The organism is Enterobacter sp. SENG-6, assembly GCF_001605945.1.
GTDB classification, from domain to species: domain Bacteria; phylum Pseudomonadota; class Gammaproteobacteria; order Enterobacterales; family Enterobacteriaceae; genus Enterobacter; species Enterobacter cloacae.
In genome coordinates this window covers 20840-29049 of record NZ_LOMM01000035.1, presented here as the reverse complement: position 1 = coordinate 29049, position 8210 = coordinate 20840, and the positions used below count along the sequence as shown (strand labels likewise).

Sequence of the window (8210 nt, the reverse complement as noted above, 5' to 3'; positions counted from 1 at the left end):
TACAACTGACGTGACCGGTACCATCGAACTGCCAGAAGGCGTAGAGATGGTAATGCCAGGCGACAACATCAAGATGGTTGTGACGCTGATCCACCCAATCGCGATGGACGACGGTCTGCGTTTCGCAATCCGTGAAGGTGGCCGTACCGTTGGCGCGGGCGTGGTTGCTAAAGTTCTCGGCTAATTGCTGATAACATTTGACGCAATGCGCAATAAAAGGGCATCATTTGATGCCCTTTTTGCACGCTTTCACGCCAGAACCTGGCTCATCAGTGATTATTTTTGTCATAATCATTGCTGAGACAGGCTCTGCAGAGAGCGTATAATTCGAAAAGCGAATTAGCATTTCGATTTGGTTTGCCTCGCGATCGCGGGGTGAAAATGTTTGTAGAATACTTCTGACAGGTTGGTTTATGAGTGCGAATACCGAAGCTCAAGGGAGCGGGCGCGGCCTGGAAGCGATGAAATGGGTAGTGGTAGCCGTTCTGCTGATCGTAGCGATCGTCGGCAACTATCTTTATCGTGACATTATGCTGCCGCTACGCGCGCTTGCAGTGGTAATTCTGATTGCTGCAGCGGGTGGTGTCGCGCTGTTGACGACAAAAGGCAAAGCGACTGTCGCTTTTGCCCGCGAAGCGCGTACCGAAGTCCGTAAGGTAATTTGGCCGACTCGCCAGGAAACATTGCACACCACGCTGATCGTAGCGGCGGTAACCGCTGTAATGTCACTGATCCTGTGGGGACTGGATGGTATTCTGGTTCGCCTGGTATCCTTTATCACTGGCCTGAGGTTCTGAGATGTCTGAAGCCCCTAAAAAGCGCTGGTACGTCGTTCAGGCGTTTTCCGGTTTTGAAGGCCGCGTAGCAACGTCGCTGCGTGAGCATATCAAATTACACAACATGGAAGAGTTATTTGGCGAAGTTATGGTTCCGACCGAAGAAGTGGTCGAGATCCGTGGTGGCCAACGCCGCAAAAGCGAGCGTAAATTCTTCCCGGGTTACGTGCTGGTTCAGATGGTTATGAACGACGCGAGCTGGCACCTTGTGCGCAGCGTACCGCGCGTGATGGGCTTTATCGGCGGCACGTCTGACCGTCCGGCGCCAATCAGCGACAAAGAAGTTGATGCGATTATGAACCGCCTGCAGCAGGTGGGTGATAAGCCGCGTCCGAAAACGCTGTTTGAACCGGGTGAAATGGTTCGTGTTAATGACGGTCCGTTTGCTGACTTTAATGGCGTGGTCGAGGAAGTGGATTACGAGAAATCCCGCCTGAAAGTTTCTGTTTCTATCTTCGGTCGTGCGACCCCGGTAGAACTGGACTTTGCCCAGGTAGAAAAAGCCTAAGCAGCGATCAAAAAAGCGGCGATTTAATCGTTGCACAGGGCGCGAGATTGGAATACAATTTCGCGCCTTTTGTTTTTATGGGCCACGGCCTGTAAAACGATTTTATTCACGGGGAGCCTCGCTGAGGCGCTATCACCCAATCAGAGGATTTTAGAATGGCTAAGAAAGTACAAGCCTACGTCAAGCTGCAGGTTGCAGCTGGTATGGCGAACCCAAGTCCACCAGTTGGTCCAGCTCTGGGTCAGCAGGGTGTGAACATCATGGAATTCTGTAAAGCGTTTAACGCCAAAACTGAATCCCTGGAAAAAGGTCTGCCAATCCCAGTTGTAATCACTGTTTACGCTGACCGTTCTTTCACTTTCGTTACCAAAACCCCTCCTGCAGCAGTTCTGCTGAAGAAAGCGGCTGGTATCAAGTCTGGTTCCGGTAAACCGAACAAAGACAAAGTGGGTAAAATTTCCCGCGCTCAGCTGCAGGAAATCGCGCAGACCAAAGCTGCCGACATGACTGGTGCCGACATTGAAGCGATGACTCGCTCTATCGAAGGTACTGCACGTTCCATGGGCCTGGTAGTGGAGGACTAAGAAATGGCTAAACTGACCAAGCGCATGTCCGTGATCCGTGACAAAGTTGATGCGACCAAACAGTACGACATCAACGAAGCTATCGCTCTGCTGAAAGAACTGGCTACCGCTAAGTTCGTTGAAAGCGTTGACGTTGCTGTTAACCTGGGCATCGATGCTCGTAAATCTGATCAGAACGTTCGTGGTGCAACTGTACTGCCACACGGTACTGGCCGTTCCGTTCGCGTAGCTGTATTTACTCAGGGTGCAAACGCAGAAGCTGCTAAAGCTGCTGGCGCTGAACTGGTAGGTATGGAAGATCTGGCTGACCAGATCAAAAAAGGCGAAATGAACTTTGACGTTGTTATCGCATCTCCAGATGCAATGCGCGTTGTTGGCCAGCTGGGCCAGGTTCTGGGTCCACGCGGCCTGATGCCAAACCCGAAAGTGGGTACTGTAACCCCTAACGTTGCTGAAGCAGTTAAGAACGCTAAAGCAGGTCAGGTTCGTTATCGTAACGACAAAAACGGCATCATCCACACCACCATCGGTAAAGTGGACTTCGACGCTGACAAACTGAAAGAAAACCTGGAAGCTCTGCTGGTTGCGCTGAAAAAAGCAAAACCAACTCAGGCGAAAGGCGTGTACATCAAGAAAGTTAGCATCTCCACCACCATGGGTGCAGGTGTTGCAGTTGACCAGGCTGGCCTGAGCGCTGCTGCAAACTAATGCCTTTACGTGGGCGGTGATTTTGTCTACAATCTTACCCCCACGTTTGCTAACGAAAGTTAGCGGCTAAAAGAATTGTTCGTTGGAGCCTGGCCTAATCCAGGCCTCCGTCGAAGACCGCAGGTGTTTCGCAAGAGACTTAATCCCCTGCGTAGACGGTGACAGAACGCTAAGATTATTTTTGGATATTCTGGCTTGTTTCTGCTCACCGTATTAAGACGCTCTTTCCGTTGGGAAGAGTGAAGTGAGTTCCGGAACATGAGTTCCGGCAAACATCCAGGAGCAAAAGCTAATGGCTTTAAATCTTCAAGACAAACAAGCGATTGTTGCTGAAGTCAGCGAAGTAGCCAAAGGCGCGCTGTCTGCAGTAGTTGCGGATTCCCGTGGCGTAACTGTAGATAAAATGACTGAACTGCGTAAAGCAGGTCGTGAAGCTGGCGTTTACATGCGTGTTGTTCGTAACACCCTGCTGCGCCGTGCTGTTGAAGGTACCTCTTTTGAGTGCCTGAAAGACACGTTTGTTGGTCCGACCCTGATTGCATACTCTATGGAACACCCGGGCGCTGCTGCTCGTCTGTTCAAAGAGTTCGCGAAAGCGAATGCAAAATTTGAGGTCAAAGCCGCTGCCTTTGAAGGTGAGCTGATCCCGGCGTCTCAGATCGACCGCCTGGCAACTCTGCCGACCTACGAAGAAGCAATTGCACGCCTGATGGCAACCATGAAAGAAGCTTCGGCTGGCAAACTGGTTCGTACTCTGGCTGCTGTACGCGATGCGAAAGAAGCTGCTTAATCGCAGTTATCTTTATAAAGCATCTGCTTACGTATAAACTTATTCTGATATTCAGGAACAATTTAAATGTCTATCACTAAAGATCAAATCATTGAAGCAGTATCCGCTATGTCCGTAATGGACGTTGTTGAGCTGATCTCTGCAATGGAAGAAAAATTCGGTGTTTCTGCTGCTGCTGCTGTAGCTGTTGCTGCTGGCCCAGCTGCTGACGCTGCTGAAGAGAAAACTGAATTCGACGTAATTCTGAAAGCTGCTGGCGCGAACAAAGTTGCAGTAATCAAAGCTGTTCGTGGCGCTACCGGTCTGGGTCTGAAAGAAGCTAAAGACCTGGTAGAATCTGCTCCAGCTGCGCTGAAAGAAGGCGTGAGCAAAGACGACGCAGAAGCACTGAAAAAATCTCTGGAAGAAGCTGGCGCTGAAGTTGAAGTTAAATAAGCCAACTTTTCTGGTTGCAGCCTAAGTAATTAGGCTGATGGCTGGTGACTTTTTAGTCACCAGCCTTTTTGCGCTGTAAGGCCTCGGTAGCATTTCACACTGTTTGACTATCGATGTGTCTTTCAATGCTTGTTTCTATCGACGACTTAATATACTGCGACAGGGTGCTCGCTCTGTGTAAATCGCAATGAAATGGTTTAAGCGTGATAGCAACAGGTATTGCGGAAAGTATTCAATTTTCCGGTCCACAAAATGGTGTTGCACAAACTGTCCCTTCGTCGGACAGATGGGTCGACTTGTCAGCGAGCTGAGGAACCCTATGGTTTACTCCTATACCGAGAAAAAACGTATTCGTAAGGATTTTGGTAAACGTCCACAAGTTCTGGACATTCCATATCTCCTTTCTATCCAGCTTGACTCGTTCCAGAAGTTTATCGAGCAAGATCCTGAAGGGCAGTACGGTCTGGAAGCAGCCTTCCGTTCCGTGTTCCCAATTCAGAGCTACAGCGGTAACTCCGAGCTGCAGTACGTCAGCTACCGCCTTGGCGAACCGGTGTTTGACGTTCAGGAATGTCAGATCCGTGGCGTGACCTATTCCGCACCGCTGCGCGTAAAACTGCGTCTGGTGATCTACGAGCGCGAAGCGCCGGAAGGCACTGTTAAAGACATTAAAGAACAAGAAGTCTACATGGGTGAAATTCCACTCATGACAGACAACGGTACTTTCGTTATCAACGGTACTGAGCGTGTTATCGTTTCCCAGCTGCACCGTAGCCCGGGCGTCTTCTTCGACAGCGATAAAGGTAAAACACACTCTTCCGGTAAAGTACTGTATAACGCGCGCATCATTCCTTACCGTGGTTCATGGCTGGACTTCGAGTTCGATCCAAAAGACAACCTGTTTGTCCGTATCGACCGTCGTCGTAAACTGCCTGCAACCATCATTCTGCGCGCACTGAACTATACCACTGAACAGATCCTGGACCTGTTCTTTGAAAAAGTGATCTTTGAAATCCGCGACAACAAGCTGCAGATGGAGCTGGTGCCGGAACGTCTGCGTGGTGAGACCGCGTCGTTCGACATCGAAGCCGACGGCAAAGTGTATGTGGAAAAAGGTCGCCGTATTACCGCGCGCCACATCCGTCAGCTGGAAAAAGATGATATCAAACACATCGAAGTTCCGGTTGAATACATTGCAGGAAAAGTAGCCGCGAAAGATTACGTTGATGAATCAACTGGCGAGCTGATCTGCCCGGCTAACATGGAGCTGAGCCTGGATCTGCTGGCTAAGCTGAGTCAGGCTGGCCACAAACGTATCGAAACGCTGTTCACTAACGATCTGGACCACGGTCCGTACATCTCTGAGACTGTACGCGTCGACCCAACCAACGATCGTCTGAGCGCGCTGGTAGAAATCTACCGCATGATGCGTCCTGGTGAGCCACCAACTCGCGAAGCGGCTGAAAGCCTGTTCGAGAACCTGTTCTTCTCTGAAGACCGCTACGATCTGTCTGCGGTTGGTCGTATGAAGTTCAACCGTTCTCTGCTGCGCGATGAGATCGAAGGTTCCGGTATCCTGAGCAAAGACGACATCATCGAAGTGATGAAGAAGCTCATCGATATCCGTAACGGTAAAGGCGAAGTGGACGACATCGACCACCTCGGCAACCGTCGTATCCGTTCCGTAGGCGAAATGGCGGAAAACCAGTTCCGCGTTGGCCTGGTGCGTGTAGAGCGTGCGGTGAAAGAGCGTCTGTCTTTGGGCGATCTGGATACCCTGATGCCTCAGGATATGATCAACGCCAAGCCGATTTCTGCAGCCGTGAAAGAGTTCTTCGGTTCCAGCCAGCTGTCTCAGTTTATGGACCAGAACAACCCGCTGTCTGAGATTACGCACAAACGCCGTATCTCTGCACTCGGTCCAGGCGGTCTGACCCGTGAACGCGCAGGCTTCGAAGTTCGAGACGTACACCCGACTCACTACGGTCGCGTATGTCCAATCGAAACGCCTGAAGGTCCAAACATCGGTCTGATCAACTCCCTGTCCGTGTACGCACAGACAAACGAATACGGTTTCCTTGAGACCCCGTACCGTAAAGTGACTGACGGTGTTGTTACCGACGAAATTCATTACCTGTCTGCTATTGAAGAAGGCAACTACGTTATCGCTCAGGCGAACTCCAACCTGGATGACGAAGGCCACTTTGTAGAAGATCTGGTTACCTGCCGTAGCAAAGGCGAATCCAGCTTGTTCAGCCGCGACCAGGTTGACTACATGGACGTATCCACCCAGCAGGTGGTATCCGTCGGTGCGTCCCTGATCCCGTTCCTGGAACACGATGACGCCAACCGTGCATTGATGGGTGCGAACATGCAACGTCAGGCCGTTCCAACTCTGCGTGCTGATAAGCCGCTGGTTGGTACCGGTATGGAACGTGCTGTTGCCGTTGACTCCGGTGTTACTGCAGTGGCTAAGCGTGGCGGTACCGTTCAGTACGTTGACGCATCCCGTATCGTTATCAAAGTTAACGAAGACGAGATGTATCCGGGCGAAGCGGGTATCGACATCTACAACCTGACCAAATACACCCGTTCTAACCAGAACACCTGTATCAACCAGATGCCTTGCGTATCTCTGGGTGAGCCAGTTGAGCGCGGCGACGTGCTGGCAGACGGTCCGTCCACCGACCTCGGTGAACTGGCGCTCGGTCAGAACATGCGCGTAGCGTTCATGCCGTGGAACGGTTACAACTTCGAAGACTCCATCCTCGTCTCCGAGCGTGTGGTGCAGGAAGATCGTTTCACCACCATCCACATTCAGGAACTGGCCTGTGTGTCCCGTGACACCAAGCTGGGGCCAGAAGAGATCACCGCTGACATCCCTAACGTGGGTGAAGCTGCGCTCTCTAAACTGGATGAATCCGGTATCGTTTACATCGGTGCGGAAGTGACCGGCGGCGACATTCTGGTTGGTAAGGTAACGCCGAAAGGTGAAACCCAGCTGACGCCAGAAGAGAAACTGCTGCGTGCAATCTTCGGTGAGAAAGCGTCTGACGTTAAAGATTCTTCTCTGCGCGTACCAAACGGTGTTTCCGGTACGGTTATCGACGTTCAGGTCTTCACCCGTGACGGCGTTGAGAAAGATAAACGTGCGCTGGAAATCGAAGAGATGCAGCTCAAACAGGCTAAGAAAGACCTGTCTGAAGAACTGCAGATCCTCGAAGCGGGTCTGTTCAGCCGTATCTATGCGGTGCTGGTTGCCGGTGGCGTTGAAGCTGAGAAGCTCGACAAACTGCCACGCGATCGCTGGCTGGAACTGGGCCTGACCGACGAAGAGAAACAAAATCAGCTGGAACAGCTGGCTGAGCAGTATGACGAACTGAAACACGAGTTCGAGAAAAAACTCGAAGCGAAACGCCGCAAAATCACTCAGGGCGACGATCTGGCACCAGGCGTGCTGAAGATTGTTAAGGTGTATCTGGCTGTTAAACGTCAGATCCAGCCTGGTGATAAGATGGCAGGTCGTCACGGTAACAAGGGTGTTATCTCTAAGATCAACCCGATCGAAGATATGCCGCACGATGCTAACGGTACGCCGGTAGATATCGTACTGAACCCGCTGGGCGTACCGTCTCGTATGAACATCGGTCAGATTCTGGAAACCCACCTGGGTATGGCTGCGAAAGGTATCGGCGACAAGATTAACGCCATGCTGAAACAGCAGCAGGAAGTCGCGAAACTGCGCGAATTCATCCAGCGTGCCTACGATCTGGGTACCGATGTGCGTCAGAAAGTCGACCTGAACACCTTCAGCGATGAAGAAGTGCTGCGTCTGGCAGAGAACCTGCGCAAAGGTATGCCAATTGCAACGCCGGTATTCGACGGTGCAAAAGAAGCTGAAATTAAAGAGCTGCTGCAACTGGGTGGTCTGCCAACGTCTGGTCAGATTACGCTGTTTGACGGCCGTACCGGTGAACAGTTCGAGCGTCCGGTAACCGTAGGTTACATGTACATGCTGAAACTGAACCACCTGGTCGACGACAAGATGCACGCTCGTTCTACCGGTTCTTACAGCCTGGTTACTCAGCAGCCGCTGGGTGGTAAGGCACAGTTCGGTGGTCAGCGCTTCGGGGAGATGGAAGTGTGGGCGCTGGAAGCATACGGCGCAGCATACACCCTGCAGGAAATGCTCACCGTTAAGTCTGATGACGTGAACGGTCGTACCAAGATGTATAAGAACATCGTGGACGGCAACCATCAGATGGAACCGGGCATGCCAGAGTCCTTCAACGTACTGTTGAAAGAGATTCGTTCGCTGGGTATCAACATCGAACTGGAAGACGAGTAAT

The 8210-nt window shown here is 51.5% G+C and carries 7 protein-coding genes and 1 pseudogene; all 8 read left to right on the top strand.

Annotated elements, in window-relative coordinates:
* Nucleotides 1-184, top strand: a pseudogene (tuf, locus tag AX755_RS24705) (elongation factor Tu); the annotation flags it as partial.
* A gap of 229 nt (nt 185-413) precedes the next feature.
* Nucleotides 414-797, top strand: coding sequence for a preprotein translocase subunit SecE (gene secE / locus AX755_RS17350; protein ID WP_013094999.1), 384 nt, complete (start codon nt 414-416; stop codon nt 795-797).
* A gap of 1 nt (nt 798) precedes the next feature.
* Entirely contained in the window at nt 799-1344 is a 546-nt protein-coding gene (gene nusG / locus AX755_RS17345; protein WP_003862341.1) for a transcription termination/antitermination protein NusG, read from the top strand.
* 155 nt (nt 1345-1499) lie between these two features.
* Nucleotides 1500-1928, top strand: coding sequence for a 50S ribosomal protein L11 (gene rplK, locus AX755_RS17340; protein ID WP_008503452.1), 429 nt, complete (start codon nt 1500-1502; stop codon nt 1926-1928).
* A gap of 3 nt (nt 1929-1931) precedes the next feature.
* Complete coding sequence (gene rplA, locus AX755_RS17335; protein ID WP_013095000.1) at nt 1932-2636, top strand: 50S ribosomal protein L1; 705 nt, start codon at nt 1932-1934, stop codon at nt 2634-2636.
* A gap of 292 nt (nt 2637-2928) precedes the next feature.
* Nucleotides 2929-3426 carry a 50S ribosomal protein L10 gene (rplJ, locus tag AX755_RS17330; RefSeq protein ID WP_013095001.1) on the top strand — a complete coding sequence of 166 codons (498 nt, stop codon included), beginning with the start codon at nt 2929-2931 and terminating at the stop codon, nt 3424-3426.
* A gap of 66 nt (nt 3427-3492) precedes the next feature.
* Nucleotides 3493-3861 carry a 50S ribosomal protein L7/L12 gene (gene rplL / locus AX755_RS17325; RefSeq protein WP_013095002.1) on the top strand — a complete coding sequence of 123 codons (369 nt, stop codon included), beginning with the start codon at nt 3493-3495 and terminating at the stop codon, nt 3859-3861.
* Between the two features lie 319 nt (nt 3862-4180).
* Entirely contained in the window at nt 4181-8209 is a 4029-nt protein-coding gene (gene rpoB / locus AX755_RS17320; RefSeq protein ID WP_008503453.1) for a DNA-directed RNA polymerase subunit beta, read from the top strand.
* The last annotated feature ends 1 nt before the right edge of the window (nt 8210 follow it).